The sequence below is a fragment of the Paenibacillus mucilaginosus 3016 genome (genome assembly GCF_000250655.1).
GTDB lineage: Bacteria > Bacillota > Bacilli > Paenibacillales > NBRC-103111 > Paenibacillus_G > Paenibacillus_G mucilaginosus.
Map to the genome: position 1 here is coordinate 5,039,141 of NC_016935.1, position 25,693 is coordinate 5,064,833.

The 25,693-nt window shown below is 58.8% G+C and carries 19 protein-coding genes; 6 read left to right on the forward strand and 13 right to left on the reverse strand.

What is annotated here, in order from left to right:
- The first annotated feature begins 130 nt into the window (after positions 1 to 130).
- Both PM3016_RS20910 and PM3016_RS20915 read left to right on the forward strand, forming a co-directional pair.
- Positions 131 to 817, forward strand: coding sequence for a response regulator transcription factor (locus PM3016_RS20910; protein WP_041619495.1), 687 nt, complete (start codon positions 131 to 133; stop codon positions 815 to 817).
- On the forward strand, positions 814 to 2,154 hold the full coding sequence (locus PM3016_RS20915; protein WP_013918512.1) for a sensor histidine kinase: 1,341 nt from the start codon (positions 814 to 816) through the stop codon (positions 2,152 to 2,154). The genes PM3016_RS20910 and PM3016_RS20915 overlap by 4 nt, the downstream gene beginning before the upstream one ends.
- A 94-nt stretch (positions 2,155 to 2,248) precedes the next feature.
- On the opposite strand, the gene PM3016_RS20920 is transcribed toward PM3016_RS20915, so the two are convergent.
- The 6 genes from PM3016_RS20920 to PM3016_RS20945 all read right to left on the reverse strand — a co-directional run bounded on the left by PM3016_RS20920 (position 2,249) and on the right by PM3016_RS20945 (position 9,862).
- The gene (locus PM3016_RS20920; protein WP_236628509.1) at positions 2,249 to 2,542 is read right to left on the reverse strand and encodes a hypothetical protein; all 294 of its coding nucleotides are present in this window, start codon (positions 2,540 to 2,542) and stop codon (positions 2,249 to 2,251) included.
- Positions 2,543 to 2,744: 202 nt separating this feature from the next.
- Complete coding sequence (locus PM3016_RS20925) at positions 2,745 to 3,791, reverse strand: DUF3231 family protein (protein ID WP_236628510.1); 1,047 nt, start codon at positions 3,789 to 3,791, stop codon at positions 2,745 to 2,747.
- A 29-nt stretch (positions 3,792 to 3,820) separates the two neighbouring features.
- Positions 3,821 to 4,732, reverse strand: a complete 912-nt coding sequence (locus PM3016_RS20930; protein WP_013918515.1) for a hypothetical protein — start codon at positions 4,730 to 4,732, stop codon at positions 3,821 to 3,823.
- 276 nt (positions 4,733 to 5,008) lie between these two features.
- Positions 5,009 to 6,259: an MFS transporter gene (locus tag PM3016_RS20935; RefSeq protein WP_187296788.1), complete on the reverse strand. Its 1,251-nt coding sequence runs from the start codon at positions 6,257 to 6,259 to the stop codon at positions 5,009 to 5,011.
- Positions 6,260 to 6,532: 273 nt separating this feature from the next.
- Entirely contained in the window at positions 6,533 to 8,833 is a 2,301-nt protein-coding gene (gene metE, locus PM3016_RS20940) for a 5-methyltetrahydropteroyltriglutamate--homocysteine S-methyltransferase (protein WP_014370828.1), read from the reverse strand.
- Between the two features lie 129 nt (positions 8,834 to 8,962).
- Positions 8,963 to 9,862: a LysR family transcriptional regulator gene (locus PM3016_RS20945; protein ID WP_014370829.1), complete on the reverse strand. Its 900-nt coding sequence runs from the start codon at positions 9,860 to 9,862 to the stop codon at positions 8,963 to 8,965.
- Between the two features lie 211 nt (positions 9,863 to 10,073).
- Between PM3016_RS20945 and PM3016_RS20950 the strand changes: the two genes are divergently transcribed.
- Together PM3016_RS20950 and PM3016_RS20955 are read left to right on the forward strand one after the other, a co-directional pair.
- Positions 10,074 to 11,018 (forward strand): helix-turn-helix domain-containing protein, encoded by a 945-nt coding sequence (locus tag PM3016_RS20950; protein WP_014370830.1) that lies wholly within the window; start codon positions 10,074 to 10,076, stop codon positions 11,016 to 11,018.
- A complete protein-coding gene (locus tag PM3016_RS20955) occupies positions 10,963 to 11,346 on the forward strand; it encodes a DUF6463 family protein (RefSeq protein WP_014370831.1) in 384 nt (127 codons plus the stop codon). Before PM3016_RS20950 ends, PM3016_RS20955 begins: the two co-directional genes overlap by 56 nt.
- Positions 11,347 to 11,445: 99 nt before the next feature.
- Here PM3016_RS20955 and PM3016_RS20960 read toward each other — a convergent pair whose 3' ends face one another.
- The 3 genes from PM3016_RS20960 to PM3016_RS20970 all read right to left on the reverse strand — a co-directional run bounded on the left by PM3016_RS20960 (position 11,446) and on the right by PM3016_RS20970 (position 17,016).
- On the reverse strand, positions 11,446 to 14,133 hold the full coding sequence (locus PM3016_RS20960) for a LysM peptidoglycan-binding domain-containing protein (protein WP_238540273.1): 2,688 nt from the start codon (positions 14,131 to 14,133) through the stop codon (positions 11,446 to 11,448).
- A gap of 128 nt (positions 14,134 to 14,261) precedes the next feature.
- Complete coding sequence (locus PM3016_RS20965) at positions 14,262 to 16,316, reverse strand: rhamnogalacturonan lyase family protein (protein WP_014370833.1); 2,055 nt, start codon at positions 16,314 to 16,316, stop codon at positions 14,262 to 14,264.
- Positions 16,317 to 16,641: 325 nt separating this feature from the next.
- Positions 16,642 to 17,016 carry a hypothetical protein gene (locus PM3016_RS20970; protein WP_238540274.1) on the reverse strand — a complete coding sequence of 125 codons (375 nt, stop codon included), beginning with the start codon at positions 17,014 to 17,016 and terminating at the stop codon, positions 16,642 to 16,644.
- A 172-nt stretch (positions 17,017 to 17,188) separates the two neighbouring features.
- Between PM3016_RS20970 and PM3016_RS20975 the strand changes: the two genes are divergently transcribed.
- Positions 17,189 to 17,728, forward strand: coding sequence for a hypothetical protein (locus PM3016_RS20975; RefSeq protein ID WP_014370835.1), 540 nt, complete (start codon positions 17,189 to 17,191; stop codon positions 17,726 to 17,728).
- Between the two features lie 75 nt (positions 17,729 to 17,803).
- Here the strand turns inward: PM3016_RS20975 and PM3016_RS20980 are convergent, their stop codons facing one another.
- Both PM3016_RS20980 and PM3016_RS20985 read right to left on the reverse strand, forming a co-directional pair.
- Positions 17,804 to 18,148, reverse strand: coding sequence for a VOC family protein (locus tag PM3016_RS20980; protein WP_014370836.1), 345 nt, complete (start codon positions 18,146 to 18,148; stop codon positions 17,804 to 17,806).
- Positions 18,149 to 18,378: 230 nt separating this feature from the next.
- The gene (locus PM3016_RS20985) at positions 18,379 to 19,386 is read right to left on the reverse strand and encodes an aldo/keto reductase (RefSeq protein WP_014370838.1); all 1,008 of its coding nucleotides are present in this window, start codon (positions 19,384 to 19,386) and stop codon (positions 18,379 to 18,381) included.
- A 112-nt stretch (positions 19,387 to 19,498) separates the two neighbouring features.
- On the opposite strand from PM3016_RS20985, the gene pdxR reads away from it, so the two are divergent.
- Complete coding sequence (gene pdxR / locus PM3016_RS20990) at positions 19,499 to 20,911, forward strand: MocR-like pyridoxine biosynthesis transcription factor PdxR (RefSeq protein ID WP_014370839.1); 1,413 nt, start codon at positions 19,499 to 19,501, stop codon at positions 20,909 to 20,911.
- An 85-nt stretch (positions 20,912 to 20,996) separates the two neighbouring features.
- Here the strand turns inward: pdxR and PM3016_RS20995 are convergent, their stop codons facing one another.
- Positions 20,997 to 21,581: an NAD(P)H-dependent oxidoreductase gene (locus PM3016_RS20995; protein WP_014370840.1), complete on the reverse strand. Its 585-nt coding sequence runs from the start codon at positions 21,579 to 21,581 to the stop codon at positions 20,997 to 20,999.
- 224 nt (positions 21,582 to 21,805) lie between these two features.
- Positions 21,806 to 25,654 (reverse strand): non-ribosomal peptide synthetase, encoded by a 3,849-nt coding sequence (locus PM3016_RS21000; RefSeq protein WP_014370841.1) that lies wholly within the window; start codon positions 25,652 to 25,654, stop codon positions 21,806 to 21,808.
- Between the last annotated feature and the right edge of the window lie 39 nt (positions 25,655 to 25,693).

Below are 25,693 nucleotides of genomic sequence, written 5' to 3' on the forward strand. Positions count from 1 at the left end.
TTTGCAAGTAGTTTAGCAAGCCCATGTTAAGAACTTGTGGAGAAGGTATCCTTTTTTCATGGGACTTCTATGTTTGCCTAAAAAAAGAAGCTATAATACGGGTAAAACAGCAGAAAGAAGCGGGATGAAAATGAAAACCACTATACTTCTGGTGGACGATGAAGTGAAAATGCTGGAGGCGACGGCTTCCTATCTGCAAAATGAAGGGTTTCGGATGGTGACCGCCACGACGGGCGAGGACGCGCTGACTGCAGCCAAAGCGGAAAGCCCGGCTTTGGTTGTCCTGGACTGGATGCTTCCGGGAATGAGCGGGATTGAAGTTTGCCGCGAGCTTCGGAACATGGGGCCGTATGGAATCATTATGCTGACGGCAAAGACGGAGGAGGTGGATAAAATTCTCGGTTTGGAGATCGGGGCCGACGATTACATGACAAAGCCTTACAGCTTGAGGGAGTTAGCGGCGAGAATACGTTCCGTCTTACGCCGCATTCAGGGGAAACCCGAAGACATGCAGTCGATGCAAAGGGGAGATTTGACGATTATTGAATCGAAATGCCAAGTCTTGAAGAATGGCGCAGAAATGATTCTTACTCCTACGGAATTCAAATTACTGATGACCCTCGCCACCAAACCCGGTATTGTTTTCAGCCGGCTGCAATTGATGAAATCGGTCATGCATGATGATTTCGTCAACTACGAGCGCACGATCGATTCCCACATCAGCAACCTGAGGAAAAAGATCGAGAACGATCCGGCGAACCCCCAATATATTCAAACCGTGTTCGGATTCGGTTATCGATTCGGTGACAAGTTATGAAGGTGCGTTGGTGTATCGGGGATAAATTGTTTGGCGCGATGGCGGTTCTCGTGCTTTTTGTAACAGTGGGCTACTACGGGGCAACCCAAGGATACTTGAAGAACCGGTTTGATGATTACTTCAAGGCAAAAACCACAGACCTGTTTGTAACCCACTATCTGGAGCATAACCATTCATGGGAAGGCATTGAGCTATTGAAGATGTCAAGCGAAGAGGAGCAGCGAAATCCCCATGAACGTGAGCTCGCTCTATTGTCTACGGAAGGCGGCATCCTGTTTTATAGAGGGGCGGGCGATCCCGGGGCGTTGATGCAGACAGGGAAACGGAATACCGTCGTGGTTAACGGAACGACAGTCGGCACGATCTATGCCGACAGGTGGGAATCGGCCGAGGAGGGTCAGATCAAGAAGTATATTCTGGCCTCCATGCATACCTCAGCCTTGAGGGTGCCGGCCGTAACCGGGATCATTGCGCTGCTTCTTGGCTTATGGTTAACCAAGAAGATAACACAGCCGCTGAACCGGCTCCTTCCCGCCATCCACCAGATTGGAGTTGGCGAGCTTCCCATTCGCATTCCCGTGACGACAAGAGATGAGTTCGGAAAAGTGACCGAGGCGCTCAATCATATGGGACAGCAGCTGTTTCGCGCAGAAGAGGTGCGCAAACATTTGACCGCCGATGTGGCGCATGAGTTAAGGACGCCGCTCTCCATTATTCAATGTCATATGGAAATGATCCAAGAGGCAGGACGGGACATCCCTCCCGAAACCTTATTGCCAATACAGGATGAAGTCATCCGGTTGTCCAAGCTTGTCGACGATCTCCACCAGTTAACGCTGGCCGAAGCAGGCAAATTGCGGCTGGACCGATCCCCGGCCGATCTTGTCCCCCTTTTGGATCGGATTATCGAGATGTTGAAGCCGGAAGCAGAAGAACGGCATATCGATATGGTTCGCTCGTACCCGGCACAGCCCTTGAATGCACTTATCGATTCGAACAGGATGACGCAAGTATTCTATAATTTGTTGGTCAATGCCCTGCGGTATACGTCGTCCGGCGGCAGGATTTCGATCCGGCTGAAGGATCATTTCCACGAGGAGTCGCGTTATGTCACCGTCACGATTGCGGATACCGGAGCAGGGATCGCAGCGGAGCGGTTGCCCTTCCTGTTCGACCGGTTTTACCGCGTAGAAGAATCACGTTCCCGTCATACGGGGGGCATGGGTCTGGGACTTGCCATTGCAAAGGAATTTGTCGAGGCTCATCATGGCTTTATTTCGGTGCAAAGTGAGGTGGGCCGCGGGACCCAATTTACTGTGGAGTTGCCTTGCTCATAACAAATGGTAAATCCAAGCAGCGAGGCGGTGAGCGATCCCGGTGCGCCGCCTCTACTAGAAAAAATTCAAAAGCCCCTCACTTGGGGGCTTCTGATCATTCGTTATGCTTCATGAGCTGCTCGAATTGATACATAATGCATTCTTGAACTTTGATAGGCTCTAAGGACTTAATCGTATCCGTTCTTACCGGAATAACCAGCCTGGAAGTATGTGCTCTATAAATCAGCTTGATCTCATCAGAGGTCTGATCCATGATGGCCTGGTAGATTTTCAGCGCATAGCGCTCCATTTCTTCTGCTTCCTCTTTGCAAAGGATTCGTACCCATTCTTCTTTGTCCTCTTCTCCTGGTACATTACGCTGTATGGTGTAGACTTCGGCTGTTATCAAAGTAGCCCCCCTAGTTACGGAATCACCCCCAAATAGTATTCTCTCTCATTAGTGCATATCCCTTCTATATTAAAACGTACGGCATGGACAGGGTAATCGGTAATGAGGTGCGCTGGAGCTATTAAATGAAGTCCGTTTATAATCCTCATTCAACATAAAAAGGCTGCGGGATACCGGCAGCCGAAATGTATTCATGATTACGTCAGCTTCTAAGCGCTACACGATCGGGAGCTTGTGGCGGTTGTTCCAGCCATTTGTTTTTTATCATCATTTTCGTTCCGTCATCTGCATAGTTTAGAACTTCTGACATTAGCCGGGAATAGGTAAGACCCAAATCCTTACGCAAGCTGCCGGCAGTAGATGCTCCGTAATTAGCAATACTTGTGGCATTCAAAATGTTTACATGAAACATCATCAGCTTGTCAGAGAATGGCGGAATGACTGACGGAGCGATCGTTGAATCCCAGGTACTTGGCAAGGGAATGTCATCATTCAATAATATCTCTCGAAATACATCCTCATGTTTTTTCGCAATTTCTTTTCCCCTCTCCATATAATTCTTTACCTCTGAGGAGCGCGCCACTTGGGCAAACCCTAATATAAATGTTCTTCCTATCGAATTAGTCTCTAAAGCTTTTGAGATATGAGAAAGTTCAACGGAAGTAACAGGTCTATGTCTGCCTAGTACTCCTGACAGAAAAGATTCTTCTTTTACATACTCATTTTTTTCAGGAATTGGTATCACAGGGGAGCGTATATATGCCCCTTTTTGCAATAGGAGATCGGAAGCAGCATTAAACAGGGAAGTAAGTAACTCTAAACCCTTTGTAAAAAACTGTCTTACATCCACTCTTGCTGACAATTCAAGTGACGCTGCGCAATTAGCCGTACCAATGGCTGACATATATTTTATATATCGCAATGTAAAAAGATCGGAGTAAATCCTCGGAGCATCTGCATTATAATCATCTTCACTAAAACCATATGGGATAGGAATATTTTCAGTTAAAAGAAGTTGCCTAACCCCGTTTATGATGAAGCTTATCGTGCTTAAGCCGTTTTTTAGTATAGGTTCCAATATTTTATCTTCGTTTATTTTTTGGAAATGATTCAAAATACATTCCGTCATCGTATTCTGCATGTATGCATTCCATAATACCCCGATTTCAGATGAGGTTAGCTTTGAACTATGTTCCATTATTTCATCCCCCGCTTTTGAATTAGGTCTATAAATTTTATTTTTCTTCAAAATGAGAAAATTTATCCTGTTCCGCTGACTCATCCCCCATGCCGGCTGAACTTCTTAAGCTGGGCTCTGCTCCCCCAAGGGATCCGGAACAGCAGCTGCACACCGGGCAGGATCGAGATCAGGAAGAGGCTGAAGATCACGACCGGCAGGCCGGAGGCTTCGAAGACCCCGTGCCCGAGATACGTCTGCCACCCTACGGCAAGCAGTCCGAGGAGATAGGCGAGCCCCGTGATGTGGATGGACCTCATGCGGCTCGCGGCCGGTAAAGAGGCGCGCTCGGCGAGCCAGGCCACCAGCGGCACCGCCTGCAGCGCGTGGAATCCCAGCCCGTGCAGCACGATGATATTGCCGCTCGTCCCGACCATCCGGCCGTCGTTGACGGAGATCCAGATCCCGGATACAAACGAGAGAAGGATGGCAAGCATGGCATACCGGATGCCTGTAACGAGGGCCGGGCGGAGTTCGTAAGCCCTCCGGCGGAAATAGTAAACCGCCAGATACACATAGAACACGATCAGCAGCATGGCAGTAGTGGTAAAGAGGTTGCCCACCATTTCATCGAACGGGGTTCCGTTCTCAACGAAGCGGGGATTGACGCCGCGGAAATTCTGCACGTTCTCTGCGAAGTAGGAATACAGCGCGAGTACGATATACGACCACCGGAAGATGGCCCGGCCTCTCTCCCCCATCGCGGAATAAGGCAGGATCGCCGCCGTGGATAGCAGAAAGATCCCCAGCGCCGCATTGAACGAAAACGCTTTGGACAGGTTCCCCCCTGGGGCCACGGTCTCCCCGAACAACAGAATCCATACCGCACACACTCCTGCCAGCAGGAAGCCGAGCAGCCCGGTCAGCACCAGCCCGTACTCTCCCCCAAACCACCTCATGAGCGGCTTCATTCCTTCCGGCCGCCCCGTCCGATACCCTGCCTCCATAGTCATCACATACCGTCTCCTTTTTTTGGAACTTTTCGCTTTCCTTATCGTACAGCGCACGAGGAATGACGGATACGTGCCGAAGTCCAGAACGCTTCCTGGACCTTGGTGCAGGATAGGTCTGGACCCGGGACGACTGAAGAGGATCGGCATTATGCTGTCCGACGGCAAAAAGGAGCCCCCCGCCAGACCAGTCGGCGGCAGAGCTCCTTTGAAGTTCATGTGTGCAGCGTAGTGGGCTTGCGTCTCCTCATTTCGGTACTGCTTCGGGGCCGAGGAGAGTCAAGCCTGCGCTTCGGAAGGGCTCTCCGCGTGCTCGGGCGCTTTGTGCTTCATGATCGGCAGCATGGCCAGTGCACCCACGAGGAACAGCACGCCTGCGCCGGAGTAGATCGACACCAGCGAGAATGCATCCTTCAGCGCGCCCGCAAGGGACATCGAAACCACCATCATCCCGATGAACAGCGGGTTCAGCACGCCGTTCACCCGGCCGACAATGGAGGTGTGGGACCATTTGAGAATCATGGTGCTGATCCCGATGTGGATACAGGGGAAGACGAGCCCGTTCACAAACTGTACCACCAGAGTCAGAGGAACGCTCGTCGAATATCCGACGATGACCGTACAGACGGCGCCGACGATCATGCCGATCGCAAGGAGTGCCTGCGGCGCGACACGCTTCGCATACATGGCGACGATCCCTCCGCCGATCAGCATCGCGGCTCCGTTGATCATCAGCAGGTACTGCAGGAACTCCTCTTCCCTGCCGAGCCGCTCCGTCACGACGAACAGGTTCAGGGCCTGCGCGACTCCCACGGCCAGTCCCGCGAGAATGAATGCGAGTCCGAGCATCCGCAGCACGGGGCTCCGCCACACGTAACGGAAGCCCTCTACGAATTCCTCGCGGAATTGGCCTTTGACCGCTTCACTGCGCGGCTCCTGGATATCCGCCGGCAGACGCAGCAGGACGAGCGCGGAGAGCAGGAATGCCGTGCCCATCACCGCGATGGAAGCTTCCAGACCGAACGTGCTGTAAGCGAAGGTGCCGAGCATCGGCCCAAGGACCATGAAGACGGCCATCAGCGACTGGAACAGCGCCATCCCCTGCTGCAGCTGCTCTTCCGGCACATGTTGCTTGAACAGGCGCATGCCCGATGGCTGCGAGAACTGGGAGAGAATCGCCGAGATGAAGGCGACCAGGTAGACGGATTCCCAGGATCCGAAATGGATCGCCAGCAGCACGACGAACACGGATACGGCGGAGAGCAGATCGCACCAGATCATCGTCCGCTTCGGCCTCCACCGGTCGGCGAACGTCCCGCCGATGAAGGAGAAGACGAAGATCGGAGCGAACTCCGCAACGCTGATCAGCGAGATCGCGTAAGGGTCATTGTTCGTTTTCTCCGCGACATACAGAAGGATCGCAAAATTACGCACCCAGATGCCGATCTGCAGCAGCACGTTGGAAAAGAGAATCGTCTGCACGAACCGGCTTCGGAGAAGACTGGGCGCTTTGGGACTATGTTCGACCATGTTGTCCAAGGGTCAGACCTCCTTTTACATTCCTGATTATACCAGCCTAAAGTACGATCGGTTTCTTCTCGATTGCGCCTTTGCAGCCAGGACATAGCATAGACGTATGACTGGCCAAAAAGTTGCAGCAAATTTCCGGGGCCGCCGCAAGGCAAAAGGGCCGCCCCGACGCATCCGGAAGGATGACGGTTGGGACAGCCGGTTCATGCAGAGTTACAATGGAGAGGTACAATGGAGAATGGAAGCAGCTTTGCACTTTGTAATAAAAGAAGATCAGGGTAACAAGGCGCCCGCCTTCCCCTCATACTTCGCCCTCACGATCCGTGCCGCTTCCACCATATGGCGCAGGGAGGCGGCGGTCTCTTCGGCGCCGCGGGTCTTGAGCCCGCAGTCCGGGTTGATCCAGAAGAGGCCGGGTTCCAGCACACGGAGGGCGCGTTCCACCATGGAAGTCATTTCCTCCACCGGCGGGATGCGCGGGCTGTGAATATCGTACACCCCGAGGCCGATGCCCAGACGGTACGTGTTGGTCTCAAAGCTGCCGATGAGCTCGCCGTGGCTGCGGGACGTCTCGATCGAGATCACATCCGCGTCCATCGCCTCAATGGAGCCGATCATGTCGTGGAAGTCGCAGTAGCACATATGCGTATGAATCTGCGTCGTATCCTGTACCGAGCAGGTCGCCAGCCGGAAGGCTCTGACCGCCCAGGCGAGGTATGCCGCATGCTCCGCTTCCTTCAGCGGCAGGCCTTCACGCACCGCAGGCTCGTCGACCTGGATCATGCCGATCCCCGCCCGCTCCAGCGCCTCGACCTCCTGCCGGAGCGCATACGCCAGCTGATAGGCGATCTCCTCACGCGGAAGGTCGTCACGGACGAACGACCAGTTCAGGATCGTGATCGGTCCGGTCAGCATCCCTTTGACCGGCCGCGGGGTCCGCGACTGCGCGTACTTCGTCTCTTCGACGGTCATCGGCTTGACGAAGGCCGCGTCCCCATAGATAATGGGCGGCTTCACGCACCGGGAGCCGTACGACTGCACCCACCCGTTCCGGGTGAATGCGAACCCGGCCAGCTTCTCGCCGAAGAATTCCACCATATCGGTGCGCTCGAACTCCCCGTGCACGAGCACATCCAGCCCGATCTCCTCCTGCAGATCGATCCACCGGTCGATCTGCCCGCGGATGAAGCCCGCATACTGCTCCCCGCTCCATTCGCCCCTGCGCCAGCTCTGCCGGGCTGTACGGACCTCGGCGGATTGCGGGAAGCTGCCGATCGTCGTTGTCGGGAACAGCGGCAGCTTCCACTTCTTGCGCTGCTCGGTCTGACGCACGCCGAACGGACTGCGCTCTGTGGGCTGATCCAAGATGGCCGCCACGGCCTGCTGTATATCCCCCCGGCTGCGCTCGGGAGACCGCTGCAGGAGGTCCAGTGCAAGGTCCGCCGCCTCCAGACCGGCATCATCGGCAGCTCCGCCGTCAGCGAGCGCTCGGGCCAGGAGCACGACTTCCTCCAGCTTCTCATCCGCGAAGGCGAGAGCGTTCTTCAGTCCGGCCGGCAGCTCCGTCTCCCCCTTCGCGGTAACGGGTACATGCAGCAGCGAGCAGGACGTCTGCACGATGAGCCGCTCGGGCGATACGAATTCGGACAGCTCCCGGAGAAGCTTCAGCTTCCCGCTGAGGGGGGCTCTCCAGATCCCGCGGCCGTCGATGACACCGGCTCCCAGCACTTTGTCCTCCGGGAACCCGTGTGCGCGGATCGAGGACAGGTTGCCCTCGCCGCCTTGAACGAAATCGAGCCCGATGCCCTGGACGGGCAGCCGGATGATGTCGCGGTAATGCTCCAGCGATTCAAAATACGTCTGCAGCATGATACGGATGCGCGGTACAGCGGAGGCGAACGTTTCATAGATCCGTTTCAGCCTCTGCACGTCCGCCTCGCTGACATTCGTCACCAGTACGGGTTCGTCGAGCTGCACCCACTCCGCTCCTTCCTCCGCCAGCTCCCGGAGGACCTGCACGTACAGCGGAAGGAGCCGGCCGATCCAAGCATCCGTATCGCGTTCGGCGTATCCTTTGGACAGCTTCAGGAAGGTCAGCGGCCCGAGCAGCACCGGCTTCCCTGAGATGCCGAGCTTCTCACGGGCTTCCCGGTACGCAAGGAGCGGCTTATTCTCCGTGAGCACCGGCTCCGCCCCGTCCAGCTCAGGCACAATGTAGTGGTAGTTCGTATTGAACCACTTCGTCATCTCACCGGCCGGCGCATCCTTGAGGCCGCGGGCGATACCGTAATAGGTCGACAGAGGCACGGCCCCCCCGGTATACCCAAAGCGCCTGGGGACGATCCCGAACATGACCGCCGTATCGAGCACATGGTCGTAATAGCTGAAATCATTCACCGGGATGAGATGGATTCCCTTCTCCTTCAGCCTGCGCAGATGATCCAGACGGATCGCCTGCAGCTCCTCATGCAGCCCGGATTCCCCGAGCCTCCCCGACCAGAACGCTTCCAGCGCTTTTTTCCATTCCCGATGGACTCCGATCCGCGGATAGCCCAATACACTGCTCCGTACCATCTTATACACTCCTTCTGTTCCCTGGATTTCCTTACCCCGGGTGATGTACAAGAAAGATAACACGGAGACCTTGTTATCGGGTAACTCCCTCTACCTATATCTGGTTATAGTCTGAAGCTATACCCAGGATCAGGAAGTGGCTCTCCGCAGCGCTTCCACATAAGCGGCGCCCAGCTTGGTCAGCGGCATCTGGCGGTGCGCGATCCAGCCCACATGGATGAACTCGTCGCACTCGAGCGCAACGGGAATGATCTCGTTGCCGTTGAGATCCCGGCTCAGCACCCCGGTGGAGATCGTGTAGCCGTTCAAGCCGATGAGCAGATTGAACAGGGTCGCCCGGTCGTTGACCCGGATGCTTTTGGGGTGGGTCATCGTGCTCAGAATCTCCTCGGCGAAGTGGAAGGAATTGAACTCTCCCTGATCAAAAGAGAGATACGGATACTGCTGAAGCTCCTCCACCGTCACACTCGCCTGCCCCGCCAGCGGATGGCGGATGCTGATGAAGATGTGCGGTTTGGCGGTGAACAGGCTGTGGAATTCAAGATTCGCGTCCTTCAGCAGCTTGCCGATGACCTTGCCGTTGAACGCGTTGCGGTACAGGATGCCGATCTCGCTGCGGAGATTTCGGACGTCCTCAATAATCTCGTACGTCTTGGTCTCACGCAGTGCGAACTGATATTCATCCTGCCCGTAAGCCTGCACGAGCTCCACGAAGGCATTCACGGCGAAAGCGTAGTGCTGGGTGGATACCGAAAAATGCTGGGGGGACGGCCGTGCATGCAGATACCGGGTTTCGAGCAGCTCCGCCTGCTCGACGACCTGCCGAGCGTAGCTCAGGAATTCGACCCCTTCCTTCGAGAGGAGGATCCCCTTGTTCGAACGCTCGAAGATCGTAATCTGCAGCTCCTGCTCGAGATCCCGGATGGCGCTTGAGAGGCTCGGCTGCGAGATAAACAGCCGCTTGGCCGCCTCGTTGATGGAGCCCTGCTTGGCTACCTCGATGATGTACTTCAACTGCTGCAGCGTCAATGTTCTGCGCTCCTGTCCGCTAAGATCTGGTTCTTCATACCCCATTATACCTCGTGCGGGAAGCTCCGCCATCTTCTTCCGGGAAGCAGGGATAGCCCCTTGCCACGCTCTGCCGGAACCCGGTAGTATGGAACTATATTATTCCTCATCCTGCATCCCTTCAGATAACCCCGTCCAGCCAAGCAGGAACAAAGCAAGGAGGGCTCCGCCCATGCTCGTCCGCCACACCGTTCCCCACCCGAGTCTTCTGCCCTTTGTCGAAACCTATTGGTGCTGGGAGTCCGAGGCCGAACCGGCCGGCCGTCTCCCCCGCATCCTGCCCAATGCGGAGTGCGAGGTGCTGCTGCACTACCGCACGCCGCTGCGGACCATGTCACTGGATGGAACGGTTCTTAAGCTCCCCCATGCAGCCGTGGCGGGTCCGAAGACCCGGCCTTGCGATCTGCTTCCCGGCCTGGAGGGGGATCAGCCTGGGCCGATCGGGATCATCGGCATCCGGTTTCGGCCCGGCGCCTTCCGTCTCTTCTGCCGTCTGCCCGCCGACGGGTTGACGGATGCCATCCTTCCCTTGGAGGAAGCCTGGGGCACCGTCTCCCGGGAGCTGCTCCACCGCCTGCAGGAGACACCGGATTGGCAGCGCCGCACCCGCCTGCTGGACGACGCGCTGCTGAAGCTGCTGGAGTCCCGGCAGCCGGCCCGCACGCCCGTCGACCGCGCTCTGTCCATGCTGCGGTCGATGCAGCCGGATGGCCGTCCGGCGGTCCGCGCGGTCTGCGATGCGCTCGCCGTCTCGGAGCGGCAGCTCGAACGGTGGTTCCTGGGCCGCGTCGGTCTGCCGCCGAAGCGGTATGCCCGCCTGGCCCGGTTCCAGTTGACCCTCATCCGTCTGCTGGAGCCCGGCGCCACACCAAGCGGCCTCCTGCCGCTGGAGTACGGCTATTATGACCAGTCCCATTTTTTGAGGGAACTGCGGAGCCTGGCGGGCGCTCCGCTCGCTTCCTTCCTGGAGCAGCCGGACTTTCTGTCGTTTTTTTACAAGACCCCCGGCGCCTCTTCCCGTAATCTGGAATGGAATCAGAACGGTGAAGGAGAGAGATGCCATGAAGCTGTGGAGGTACAGCGGCTGGATGCTGCTCGGGACGGGGGTCATCCATAATGCGGTCGGACTGCTGCTGGGATGGGACATCATCGGCCGGATGGTTAAGGAAGGGCTGTGGGCGACGGTTGGCATGGACGCCGAACGGAACGCGGTCTTCTGGTTCCTGGCCGCCGGTTTCGCCTGGATGGCGGCCGGCCATCTGATGCAGATCTGGATTCGGCGGGAGGGCAGACCGGTGCCGGCTGCCGCGGGCTGGTATATGCTGGCGTTCGCCGCGGCAGGCTGCCTGCTCGCTCCCGACTCCGGCATCTGGCTGTTCTTGCCGCAGGCTGCGATCATTCTTGCGGCGGACCGGGCCCGGCATAGGGACACGGCTGGTCCGTAGAATGACGGCGTGGTCCGGCTGGAGCGGCCGGTTCGCACAGAGAAGAGGCCATCCCCTAAGGAATGGCCTCTTAACCCTGTCCGGTCCGGCTTCGTGCCGCTACTCCCGGATGAGCAGCTCCTGCCCGATATAGATGAGATCGGGATCGTGAATGAGGTGCCGGTTCCACTCGTACAGCTTCACCCAGTCCCGTGCCCCGCCGAGCTGCCCCTTCGCAATCGAGCTCAGCGTATCGCCCTGCTTGACTGTATAGGTGCGGGCCCCTGTCATGGACTCTCCTCCAGGACTTTCCGTCCCCGCAGCGTCCTTGTACGTCACGGACAGCCGCTTCAGCTGCGTCCGGTTCCCCGCAGAGACAGTCCCCGTGTGCTGAATGCCCAGGCCTCCGTAAGCATTGCCGTTGATCCGGGCCGACAGAGAGACTTCGTTCGGCAGACCGGCCTTCACCTGATCGCTCGACTGCACGCTGCTTGACGAGGCTTTGGCGTAGAGCATGTTCCCCTCGGTCCACACCTCGATGACGGCGCCGGGGTTGAACGCCGTGGTGGAGACCGGATCGCTGATCGGCCTGCCCGCCCCGTTCACATACTCGTACAGGGTGTAATCGGTGGCGATTCCATACTTCGTCGTCCGCTCGATTCTCAGGGCATACCCGCTCCTGGAGGCCGTATCATACTTGATATACACCTCCAGGTACTGTCCGTTCGGACTGCCGAAGCCCTGTCCGGCCGTTTTCTCCGGATTCGCCTCCAGCCGAACGCTCATGTCGCCGAACGGACGGTTCTGCGTGTACAGCAGTCTGGCGCCCCGCTCCGCCGTGATGAGCCCCTTGCCTCCTTCAGCTCCGTTAATGCCCTCGGCATACGCCCACGGTGCCTTGCCCGCGGCTCCGGGGGTCCACTTCGTCTGCTGGTCTGCCGGATCATGCGTATCCACGGTCCAGGTGCCGGGGAGAAGCTCCGGCTGCCATGCCGAAGGGAACTGCTCGAACGAGGTAGTGAAGCCGTACTTGGCGGCACCGGTGCCCGGGAGATCCTCGAGCGTGATGGCCCGGGAGCTGACCGCCCGCAGGGTCTTTCCCCCCAGGCTTCGGGCATGCTTCGGTGTAACAGCCGCCATGAGGTAACGGCCGACGTCCCCGGAGGTCAGCTTGTAGGTGTGCGAAGGCTGGTTATCCCGCGTCACCGCAGCTTCTACCGGGTTCGAGCCCTGTGCGTCATCCACCCGGTACCAGGTGATCTGCGACTGGTCTTCCCGGGTGCCTCCGGGATAGCTGAGATCCAGTTGATAGGTTACCTCCGCAAGACCGTCTGACCCAAGCGACAGCTTCGGCGGCTCCGTGAACGAAGGCGGATCCACGTAAGAAGGATACACCGTGACCGTCGTCCGGTTGAAGATGCCGTTGTAGGCCGCTGCGGTGACGGTCACCTGCACGGGCTCCTCGCCGGTGTTTTTTCCCTCGACCGTTACCTTCGAGCCCTGCTTCTCGCTCAATGCCGCAAGGTCGCTGTCCAGGGACCAGGTGAGGTGCTGGGGAGCGGCAAACGGGAAGATCGCTGCGCTGAGCTCGGCCCCCTTCTCTCCCGTCCGGATCGTGGAGCTCTCCGGCATTGTAATATTGGCGGGGAAGCTTCCCCCCGCTCCACCTGCAGATCCCGTGTTCTCACCCGCCGGGTTCCACCCGTCTTCCCCCTTGAGAAGATTATAGACGGTATAAGCCGGAAGCTGATCTTCCGTGAGTTCCGTGCCGTTCTCCTCGGGAAGGATGCGGTATGGCTTGCCGTTCAGCGTAGTGCGATAGGCGTAAGAGCGGATATGGCCCGCCGGGTAGGGCGCCCACTGGATGGAACGCAGATTCCCGTTCAGGTCCGTGAAGGCGTTGTTGATGAGATACAAGGTGGACGCGTTCTTGGCGAGAGTCAGGTCCCCCGGGTCCGCGAATTCGATCTCCCACCGGCTGTCGATGAACGCCATGCCGTGTTTGCCAGCCGCATAGATCGGCTTGTTCGTGTAGCTGTGCAGCGTGGTGTTCTTCATGACATGGATCAGCCCGCCGCCCATGTAATCGTCCGTGCCCTGGACATAGCTGTCCTGGAAATACGCCCGCTGCACCTCACCGAGGGCCAGGGTATCCAGCATGCTGATCAAGCGGACATTCTTGAACGAGAATTTGTCCAGGACCTTGTCTTTGTTCCCGGCCCCGATCGCGTAGGCCTGCGTGATGGTCGAAGAGCGCTTGGCCTGATTCTTGGACGGGTCCTTCGGATACACGAGGTCGACGTTGCAGTAGTTGCCGATCGTCAGGTTCTCCGCATGGAAGCCCGTGCCGGTCACGAACAGCGTCTCCGCCGGCGAGGAGCCCGATGGGCTCTGCGCGCCGATCGTGTGGCCCCGGTTGTCCGCCAGCACGACATCCCGGGCATCGGCAGAGAGACCGACCAGGCTCACCCAGTCTTTGTCGATGTAGAGGCCGCGGTCCGTCAGCGTCCCGTTCATGGGGTACACATCCGGTTCGATGTAGATCACCATCGGTTCCGCTTCCGTGCCGTCCACTGCCGCAGCGGCTGCGGCATGAACCGTTCTGAACCTGTAATTCGCCGGGTCGTCCGCAGGCAGCGCGCTGTCCACATAGAGGCTCTTCGGGCTGAGCGTCAGAGCGGCTCCGTTCTTCGCGGTGGTCCGCTTCGGCTCGTCAGCTGCAGCTGCAGGCAGGTTCCATGCCAGCAGACAGACCGCAGCCAGGGCCACTCCGGCCAGGGACAAGGAGAGCAGCTTGTTCAATGTCATTCCTCCGCTTCTGTGTGAACGCATGGATCTCCGTTCGGACTCATGAAGAAGCGCCCGATCCGATTGCCGGTGATCGCAGTCGAATCGGGCGTTCCGTTTAGATGCAGCTGTTTTACCGCGTTACCGATTTACCGTGATACTCCGCCCTGCACCGGATCGCTTGGCTGAGAAGAGCCGTCCCGGCCGGACACGGATACCTTATAGACGTAGGTCTGTCCCTTCTTCGCCTTCTTATCCGTGAACGAAGCAGTCCGGGTCGTCCCGATCTTCTCGAAGGCTCCGTCCGGGCGATCCGCTCGGTAGACCGTGTATTGTATCGCATCCAGCACCGGGATCCAGCTCAGCTCCACAGCATGCTTATCCCCCTGCGCCTTCAGGCCGGCCGGCGTGCGGCTGGTGATCTCCGGCGCTTCATTCGCATTGTAGCGGCTGAAGTTGTAATGCTCCTTGAACTGGGCCCGCGGCTTCCCGGTGATGTCGCTCGTGAGATCCACCGGTCCGCCCGAATAGATCGTGGCCTTCGTGGCCGTGTAAGCGATGATCTCTTCCCTGCTGTCTCCTCCGATGTCGGCGATCGTGAAGTTCGCGTCGAACTCGAATTCGGCGACAGGATTGAAGAAGCCGTCATACAGCTTCGGCTTGATCACTTCCCCGTTCAGTGTGCCCCGCCGGTAAGCCAGCATCAGGGGCGCATGCGTGCCGTTCCAGTTGTTCACGATCTTCGGCACCGTGCCGAAACCGGAATCGTCCGGCGTCTCCTGGAAGAGCGTCTCTCCGGTGCGGGAGAAAATGAACAGGCTGTCCTGGCCCGGCGCACTGCGGTTGACGCGGTCGAGACCGTAGATCTCATAGCCCGGAATATCGATCCGGAAGTCCCCGAGATAGACATTCTGCGGCTCGACCGTGTCCTTGTTGATCCACAGCTGCCTGCCGAAGCGGTCATAGAGCAGCGTATCGCTGCCGCCAAGCAGAATCTCCCTGCCGTTGCTCCGGTCCCCGTCCACATCACCGATCTGGATCGTATCGACATGATCGGCGACGCCCTGGGCCGTCCACTGGATCGAACCGTCGCTCTCGAAGTAGGTGTAGTTCATGATGAGCTCGTCTTTTCCGTCCCCGTCGAAGTCATAGGGCCAAGGAAAATGTCCGGTCCCCGCCGCCGCTCCGTGCTCCGGATGATCCGCGCTGTTGTACTCCCAGAGCAGGTTGAACTGCTCGTCGAGCACCCACAGCGATTGATACCGGTCCTTCAGAATGATCTCCGACGGCTTGCCGTCACCGGCAAAATCCGCGATGAGAATCGCGTCATGCGAACGGACCGGGTCGATGTCGACTCTCGGATCGCCTGTCGGGCGGGAGACCGGCAGGTCGTGCTCCCGCTTCACCTGGCCGGTCCGGCCGTCCAGGATGACGAATTTGTCCGTCTTCGACTTGATGACCTTGTTCTCCGGAGGTCCGTCATACTCGGTGACCGTCCTTACATAGAGCACATCGTTGTAACCGTCGTGGTCAATGTCATAGATCTGGGCCGGCTCGTCGGAGCCGCTGCCCGTCACGTTCGGGTCCGGCGTCCCGGTCTGCCACAGCAGGTTGCCGTCCAGATCATAGGCGGTCAGCGCCTGCACGCCATGCGGCACATACGCGTCCCGCCAGGCGCCGCCCGTATAATCGGGCTGCACCATGAGGATGTCCAGCCGGCCGTCGCCGTTCAGGTCGCCAAGACGCATGCGTGCTCCCGCCCCGGCGGCCGAAAGATCGATTTCCTTCGCCAGCTCCACCTGCTGCTTGGTCAGCGCAAGCACCGCCTTGGATTCGGCCGCGGGCCGTTTTCCCTGGAGGGCCTTGACCTTGTACAAATAAGAGGCGTTATTCGCGAGTCCCTCATCCTTATAGCTCGTCTCTCCTGCTGTTCTCCCTGCGTTGACAAAATGTCCGGAACCGAAGTCCGAGCGGTAAACCTCATAGGCATCCGCCCCGGGAACCGCAGTCCAGCTTAGCGTGACGGAAGTATCGGTAACGGCCCCCACCGCCAGTCCCTGAACCGGCGCAAGGGCTCCCGCGCGCTGAACTTCTTCCGACTCCGCGGCATAGGCCTGCCCGGAAGGCAGCACGGGACCTGACGACACCGCGAGCGCAGCCGTTAATCCGAGCAGTGCAGCCGTTTTTTTGGACCAAGTAACCATCAGATCATCTCCCCTTCATGATAAGTGAACCGGCCTGCTATCCATGCCCCCTCTTATGTAAGTGCTTACTTTTCCTATTATCCACAGATATTCCAAGGAGCGTTATTCAAAAATCAGACCTGTTTGTTTAAAAATCAGATCATTAAAACGCTTAAACCAAATGAGATGAAGGTCTATGCCGTCCACTAAAAGACGCTGCGCACTTATTCATAAGATCAGCTGACAGAATCGGGCTCATCTTTCTGACCACTCCAAAAAAAGCCGCCGGTACGGCCGGCGGCCTGAACATGCGAAGATGATGTCGTTCCTTTGCCGAAGACGTGATCTACTCTCCCCCGCCTTCACCTTCTCCTCCGGATTCCTTCTGCTCTCCGGAACCCTTTTCTTTCTTCTCTTCTTTCTTTTCTTCCTGTTTCTCTTCCTTCTTTCCTCCGCCTTCTTCTTTCTTCTCCTGGCCTGTCCCCCCTTTGTCTTCCCCGCCATCCCCGCCTTCCTTACCTTCCTCACCGCCCTCCTGGATCCCGGCCTCCTTCCGCAGCTGCTTCATTTTTTTGTCCTGCTCTTCGGCTTCCTTCTTGTCCTTATTGCGTTCTTCCTCTTCCGGGCTCGGCTGCTGCTGCTGCATCTTCATCTGCCCTCCGCAGCCTGACAGCAGAACCGCAAGCACACTGATGAGGAGCAGAATTTTGCGCAGTTCCACATGAATCCCTCCATTTTCCTCGAATGGCTTTATCATCCCCTTTTTCGTGCCGAGTATGAGCGCCCCGTCCTCCGTCTTGTCCCTATACATAATTAAGAGCGCCAAGTGTAAAAATAATCCTGTATAGATAAAAAACATCCGAGAACTATAGAAACCGTCTGGAGGCTGTACGGTGATCCAACTGATCCTGTGGTCGTTCTTCCTTGTTCCCTGGCTGTCCCTCTTCTTGATGAACCGGCAGGCGCTGGGCCGGTATATGCCGGTCGCCCTGCTGGCAACGGTAATGAATACGATCGTTTATCAAATGGCCTGGACGTACGGGTGGTGGAAGTACAAGGAAACCTTGTTCCCTTGGGATAAGGTTGCCCAGGTCCATACCGTATATGGAGCCTTCCTTGCAGGCACGCTGTGGATCTTCTGCTTCACCTACGGCCGGTTCTGGATATATATGATGGTGAACATCGGAGTGGACCTGACCTATGCCTTCGGGCTGCGGATGCTGTGGAAGACCCTGGGGATTACGGCGGGAGGCAATCTGCCTCCCTGGGGCAGCTTCGCCATAATGACGTTCATGGCCCTCCTTCTGTATCTTTATCAAATGTGGCAGGAAAAGGCTTTTGCACCGGCTCCGAGTCCGGCGGAGGAGAAGGGCAAAGTCAGGATCACAATGATCAGCCGCTCCGCCAGGCTTCTGAAGCATGGTGCGCGGTGAGGAAGCAGTGCCTCCCCCTCCCTCTGAAAGATTAAAAAAAGGCTGCCGGCATGCGAATGCGGGCAGCCTTCGTCGTCAGCTTAAACAGAGCACCTCCACCAAAAATCCACCGGGGGCCTGCACATAGAAGGTCCAGCCGTGGGATCTGGTCGGCGGTTCCACCTCGTACCCGTCCTCCTTCAAGCGGCGGTTGATCTCGTTCACCCGCTCTTCGCTCTCCTGGATGAAGCCGATATGGAAGGTCTTCGGATAGGAGACCGAAGCCCCCTTCATCAAGGTAAATACAATGCCGTCGTCGTCCGACAGCATGGCGAAGGCATCGCCGCGGGTATGACGCGTCTGCAGCCCAAAATACGTTTCCAGGAACCCCCTGGCTGCCGTAACATCCGTAACCGTGAGATTCAGATGGTTCAGCTTCATTGCTTTTCCTCCTCCTTATCCCTGGAATATGACTCAACGAGTAAACGTGAATTTTCTACGTTCGCGCTCTTCGGAGCCCCCCGAATAGAATATATTTCCATATTAATCATTCTATGTGAGAACATGAGAATCCTCTGAATGTAAAAAAATCCCCGCAGGAGATACATGGATGTACCCTCCTGCGGGGATTTCTGCCTGGCAGCATCATTTGAACGGGCAGGCTCCCTGACTTACTCCGCAGCCGCCGCCCCCCTCGTCATCAGCTTCTCCATCTGCGCCACCTGCTCGGAAGTCAACGGTCCGTGCTCCAGCGCCCCAGCGTTCTCGGTCACCTGCTTCACCGTACGGAAGCCCGGAATCGGAATGGTCCATTCACTTCGGGCCCACAGCCAACCGAGCGCTCCCTGGGCGAGCGTCCGTCCGCCCGAGGTGAGAAGGTCGCGGATATCCTGCAGCCGTTCCGACATGTCCGCCGAAGGTACCCCGTTCTGGAAGTAGGTCAGCCATTCCAGGTCATTCCTCCCCCGGATATCCTGCGGATCGGCAACCGTTCGGGCTTCCGAATATTTGCCTGTCAATAGACCCATGGCCAGCGGCCCGCGGTTAATGCTCGCCAGCCGCTGCTTCGCGCAGAGCTCCAGCATGCCGGCGTTGTCACGGAAAACATTCATCTCATGCTGAATCGCCGTGCAGTGCCGGCCGCGCGCGAAGACTTCCGCCCTTCCGGGGTCGTCCGTCGACCATCCGTAATAACGGATCTTCCCTTCCGCTGCGAGCTCCTCCAGCACTCCCATGACCTCGGGCGCAAGGTCCGGCGGATAATCGCCGAGATGAAACTGGTACAGATCGATATAATCGGTCTGCAGTCTTCTCAGCGAGGCTTCGCAGGCCTGCCTGATGTAAGCGGGACTGGCCGCCGCCCCCCTTGCTTCCTTGGTCGTCTCGTCGGTGACGTATCCGAATTTGGTGGCGATGACCACCCCGCTCCTGCGGCCCTTCAGCGCTTGGCCGATGACCTTCTCGCTGTGCCCCGCCCCGTAGTTGTCCGATGTGTCGATCAGCGTGATCCCGCTGTCGAGAGCGCAGTGGATCGCCTCGATGGATTCACGATCATTGACTTCGCCCCACCCGAACGGCTTCCCGGTTGCCGCTTCAATCCAGGGTCCGCCGATCGCCCAGCATCCGATCCCGAGGGCACTGACTTCGATTCCCGATCTTCCCAATTGGCGTTTCAACACGCTCTTCATCTCCTTTGATCTGATCTGCTTCTTCAGTATAATTGGAAATATCGGCCATTCTAAGAGCCAAAAACCGGTTGATTCCGGGAACCAATGGGAGGAGGGAATGCTCATGTTCGGTTTCAGCCCGGCCGAAGGCGCCGGCTCCATGACCAAGCAGCTGTGCACGCATCTGCGCGGACACATCGAGAACGGCACACTCTCCCCGGGCCTGCGCCTCCCGCCCACGCGCAGGGCGGCACAGGAGCTGCGGATCGCACGCAATATCGTGATCGAAGTCTACGAGCAGCTGACGGCGGAAGGGTACCTGGTCACCCGGACCGGCGCAGGGACCTATGTGGCGGACAGTATCCAGACGCACTTGCCGGTCCGCCAGCTACCGCAGCAGGTGACGGCAGCGGCGTCTTCCCCGGTCCGTCCGAAGGAGCAGTGGATTGACTTTGACGCAGGCACACCGGATCTCCGGCACTTTCCACGGAAGCTGTGGAGCCAATACCTTCGGGATGTGACCGCCAATGAGCCGGAGCATGTACTCGATTACGGGGACTGCAGAGGATCGGGAGCACTGAGGGAAGCGCTGGTCCGTTACCTGTTCCGGGTGAAGGGCATCCGGTGCAGCGCAGATCAGATCATCGTAACCTCCGGCACCTCCGAGGGCTGTCTCCTGCTCGCCTCCGCGTTCTCGGACCTGTTCCGGACGGTCTATGTCGAAGAACCGACGATTGGTTTCATCGCGGACATTTTCCGTAGACTCCATTATGCCGTTCATCCGGTAGAGGTCGATGGCCACGGCATGATCGTCGGTCAGATGGATCCTTCACTTCCCAGGGGGCTGCTCATCCTTACCCCCTCGCATCAATACCCGACGGGCAGCATTCTCTCGATCCAGCGGAGGCAGCAGGCCGTCAGGCTGGCGGAGACCTGCGGCCATTATATCCTCGAAGACGATTACAACAGCGAATTCCGGCACAAAGGCTCTCCCATCCCGCCGCTTCAGCTTCTGGCCCCTACCCGGGTCATCTATGCCGGCACGTTCAGCAAGACCTTGTCCCCGGCCGTCAAGCTGGGCTTTCTCCTTGTGCCTCCGGATCTCGTGGATCGGGTTCTTCAAACGAAGGCGGACCTGAATCTCTCGGCCTCAGGTCTGACGCAGCTGGCCTTATCCCGGTTCATCGAGGACGGCCACTTCGACCGTCACATCCATAAGATGAGGGGGATTTACCGGAAGAGGCGCATTTTCTTGAAAGAGCAGGTTCAGCGCTTGTTCGGCGGGGAGGTGCAGGTCCTGGGGGATGAAGCGGGCATGCATGTCCAGCTTGCTTTTCGGCCGGAGGTGTATGGGGCCGTCGATTGGAAGGCCAGCGAAGCGTTCGGGGTCCGGCTGAGCTCCTTCGATGAATATGCCCGGCACCAAGGCCGGTATCCCGGCAAGATCGTACTCGGCTACGGGAAGCTATCGGAAGAGCAGATCGCCGAGGGGCTCCGGCGGCTTCACGCCTTTGTGCAGTCGGCGAAGTCCGTCTAGCGGCAGGCGGTCCCGGGCAGCAAAAATACCCCGGAGGAGACACCGGGGAAGTGTCTTCCTGCGGGGCACGATGCCGCCAAGGGGATTAGAACGAGCTGAATTTGTCGTGGATTCGGGCCAGCATCTCTTTGCGGGTCTCATCCGTGGCGACAGTGGTCACGCCGCCGAAGAGGAAGTGCTCCACGACCTCAACGCCGCAGAAGTCGAAGATTCCGCCGCCGGAGGTTTTCTGCAGAGCTTCGTTCATGCCGGTCGCTTCATACACATCGCCGGGCGTACCGTACGTGTTGATGATCACGCCTTTTTTGCCGGTGAAGAGCTTGTCGATCCCGCCCTCGCTGTTGTACTGGTACGCGAAGCCGTAAGAGAAGGTCCGGTCCACATACCCTTTGAGGATCGCGGGAAGCCCTGTCCACCAGATCGGATAGATGAAGGTGATGACATCCGCCTCGGCCAGATGCTCCTGCTCCTGCTTGATATCCGCCGGTGCCCGGCCTTCACGGAGTGCGGCGGTGTCGGTGGCGGACAGGACGGGGTGAAAATTCAGCTTATACAGGTCCCGCACGCAAATCTCATGCCCTTTCGCCTTCAGGGCGGCTACAGCGGTGTCCAGGATGGCGTTGTTGAAGCTTCCCTTGTGCGGATGGGCATACACGATCAGATGATTCATTGCTTGGTTTCCTCCAGATGCAGGTTCAACTCTTGTCAGCTTCCCATGAAGCGGCCTGCTCCATTTGTAGTCTCCTTATGAGTCTTGCCAGCTTTTGGCTGTTCCATTCCTGACAAGCCGTGTCCTGCCGTCAAAATCGGCAGGCTGCAGCAGTCAAGCGGCTTGAATCGATCACAGCGGTCGTCCGGATCCACCGAAGGGTCCACTCATCAAACGCCTTCCGTTCAGCTTGCACCGGGAACGAGCCGTTCTTCTTTTCCCTGTGCTGACGCACTCCCCAGAGCAATCCCCCGGATGATCTCCGCATTGCCTTCCACATGCTCCTTGTTCAGCATGGTGTCATGCCCGCCGAGTCCCTGGTGCTCCCTGACGCTTCCGGCCGTCGCCGTCTGCCAGTGGGCGTAAGCCCGGTCATAGTCCCCTTCGGCCGGCAGAGTCGAGCGGATCAGGTGAATGTCGGCCTGCACGCTTCCACTGTTCTCGAGCGTGAAGAAGTACGTGAGGAACCCTTTCAGCCGGTCCATGTCCTTCTCCCGGAACTGGTATTCCTGGAAGACCGGGTGGGTCATGTAGTGCCGGCAGAGCAGCTCGAGATCCTTCGCCGACGGCATGCCCGCGTCCTTCTTGCGGTAGCAGTCGAGCAGGATCAGGCGCGACACCGGATGTCCGGCCGCCTCGAGCGCCTTGGCCGCCTCGAAAGCCAGGTGCCCGCCGGAGGAATAGCCGAGCAGAACATAAGGCCCTTCCGGCTGGACGCCGGTAATCAGCTCCACGTAATGCTTCATATGATGCGGATGGTCGATATAGTCGATGGAATAGACCGAGACGTCCTGCAGCTGCCGGCCGAGCTCATGGTAGATCATCCCGAGACCGCCCATCGGGGTGAAGCAGAACAGCGGGCTCCTGCCCTTTTTGTTCATGAGCATGATCGCCTTGGGCTCGGTCTTGTACCGGCTCATCAGGTAGGATGCCATCCCCCGGGGCGACGGCGCTTCCATCATGACGGCCAGCGGCAGTTCCACGCCGAAGTCCTGATGAATGCGGGAGACGAGCATCATCGCCTTGAGCGAGCTGCCTCCGGCCTCGAAGAAATCATCGGCCACGCCGATCCGCCTCTCCAGCAGCTCCTGGCAGAGAGCCGCCAGGCGGTGCTCCCACTGGTTCTGTGCGGCGGTGTTCTTCCGCTCCACGAGCAGCTCTTCCGGCTGAGGCAGCGCATGGCGGTCCATCTTGCCGTTCGCCGACAGCGGCATAGCGTCCAGCCGGATCATGTGGGCGGGAATCATATACACCGGCAGCCGGGCGGAGCAGTGATCCCGCAGCTCTTCCTCCCAGGCGGAGGCATCCGAAGGCACATAGTAGGCGCAGAGCACCTTCTCCCCTGCGGAAGCCTCGTAAGCGGTGACAGCCGCATCTTTGACATGCCGGTGGGCCCGCAGCACTTCCTCGATCTCGCCGAGCTCGATGCGGTACCCCCGGATTTTGACCTGGTCGTCCATCCGTCCCGTATACTCCAGCCGGCCGTCCGGCAGCCACCGGGCCGTATCTCCCGACCGGTACATGCGCTCCCCCGGGTGGAACGGGTCCTCCGGGAACGCTTCCGCCGTCAGCTCCGGCCGGTTCAGGTACCCCCGGGCCAGTCCCGCTCCGGCTATCCACAGGTGCCCCTTCACGCCGGCCGGCAGCGGCCTGAGCCGCTCGTCGAGGATGTAGACGCGGGTGCCGGGAATCGGCCGGCCGATGGAGGGCTTCCCGCCGGGCACGATGTGCCGCTCGCAGGTTGTAATGATGCTGTTCTCCGTGGGGCCGTATTCGTCGGCAAGCTCGATGTGCGGGAATACTTCCCTGCTGCGCTCCACCAGCCGCTGGGGCAGCTTCTCGCCGCCCAGGGTAACGACCCGGAGTGAGGCCGCCTCTTCCTCCCCGAGACATTCCAGCAGCACGGCATACAGGCTCGGCACACATTCGATATGGGTTACTCCCTGCTCCCGGATCAGCCGGCGGAGCGCAAGCGGATCCTTCGCCTCCCGTTCCGGCGCCAGCACGACCGCTGAGCCCGAGAGCAGGGGCGGCACCAGACACGACAGGAACGCATCGAAGGCGAAGGAGTAGACCTGCAGCACCCGGTCCTCCGGACGGAAGCCGAACTCCCGCCGGCGCCACAGCATCGTATTCACAGCGCCCCCGTGCTCGAGCATCACGCCTTTGGGGCGGCCGGTCGTGCCGGAGGTGTAGATCACGTAGGCCAGATCGCTGAGGCGGCTGTCCGGCGGGAGCGACTCCGTCTCATCGCTTCCCTCCAAGGACTCTTCCAGGAGCAGGGTCTCGCCGTTCCAATCGATGCCGGCCAGTTCACTACCGGTCAGCAGCAGCTTCGCCCCGCTGTCCTCCAGCATATAGCGCTGGCGCTCCTCCGGATAGTCCGGGTCGACGGGGACGAAAGCCCCGCCCGCCTTCCAGACGGCCAGCATGCCGGCGACCAGATCAGGGGACCGCCCGGCGCGGAGGCCTACAATCTCCTCGGACCGCACCCCCGCGCTTCGCAGACGGCGGGCCAGCCGGTCCGCCCGCTCCTGAAGCTCTCGATAGGTCACGCCCGTGCCTTCGAAGAGCAGCGCCGGGAGGTCCGGCGTGCGGCGGACCTGCTCGTCGAAGAGCACGTGCAGCGGCTTCGCCTCCTCCGCCGGTGCCGGCTCGCGGAAGAAGCTCCGGAGCAGCCTTTCTTCGTCAAGCGGCGTCAGAGTGCCGATCCGCTCCACGGGATCGAACTCCTGCAGCACCGCCGCATCCATCGTGTGCAGCAGCTGGGCCTGCAGCTGCTCGATAAACCAGTCCTCATGCAGCCCGGGATGATAGCTGAATTTGATCTGCCCCTCCTCGGGATATATATGGACGGTGAGATGGTAATTGATTTCCTCCGTATGAATCGCCGTGATCTCAAAGCCGAGATCCCTGCGGGATTGCTCCGGGTTCATGACCTCGCGGTCGATCGGGAAATTCTCGAATACGAGGAAGTGGTCGATCCGGGCATGCTTCAGATCCGTTTCCTGTTCAATGTCCCGGTAAGAGACGTAATCATGCGGCATCGATTCCAGGGCCTGGCGCTGCACCTGCTTCAGGCACTCGGCGAACGCAGCCTCCGGGTTCAACCGGATCCGCACCGGAACCGTATTGATCAGGAGTCCGACCATCCGCTCGATCCCCTCGATCGGGGCCGTCCGCCCGGAGACGATCGAGCCGAACACAATATCGTCGGAGCGGCAGTACCGTCTCATGACCAGCGCCCACACCGTCTGGAAGACGCTGTTGACCGTCACCTCATGCCGGCGTGCGAGTCCTTCAAGCCCCCGCACGCGCTCTGCTCCGAGCTCGAACAGTACTTCCTTGACGGCGGCGGCGCCGGAGGATCTGAGGATGCCCTGCGGGGCGGCGGGAAGCGCCTCGGCCGCCCGGTATCCCTCGAAATAGGTTTTCCAATAGCGGATCGAGGCCTCCTTGGGCCGCTCCTGAAGCCAATCCAGATACAGCCGGTAAGGAACTTCTTCGCTCTGCGGGATGTCCTGATCCTGCCTCAGCAGGCGGTATCCCTCCAGCAGATCGCGGAACACGTTGGAGAACGACCAGCCGTCCATGATGATGTGATGATTGTTGAAGATGAACCGGTAAGCCGCTTCCCCCGTACGGAAGACGGCGATCCGCAGCAGCAGATCCCTGGCCAGATCGAAGTCGCGGTCTTTGTTCGCCTGCTTCCACTGCGTCAGGAAGCTCTCCTGCTCTTCCGCCGCCAGTCCGCTGAGGTCCTCGTAATGGATGCGGAACTGCCGCTGATGGAGCACCACCTGTACGGGGCGCGTCATGTTCTGCTGGACGAAGACCGTCCTCAGGCTGTCGTATCGCCGGATCAGCTCGTTCATGCTCTGCTCGAGGAGCGGCACATCCAGCTCCCCCGCCACGTTCAGCTCAATCTCCACAAAATACAGCCGGGATTCCTTGTCCGCCAGCGAGGTGTAGAACATCCCTTCCTGTGTCGGAGTCAGCGGATCGATTCGCTTGATCTTATCCCTCGGTTTCATCGCAGCCTCCTGTTCTCTGCGGGGCCGGCTCTCCAGCGG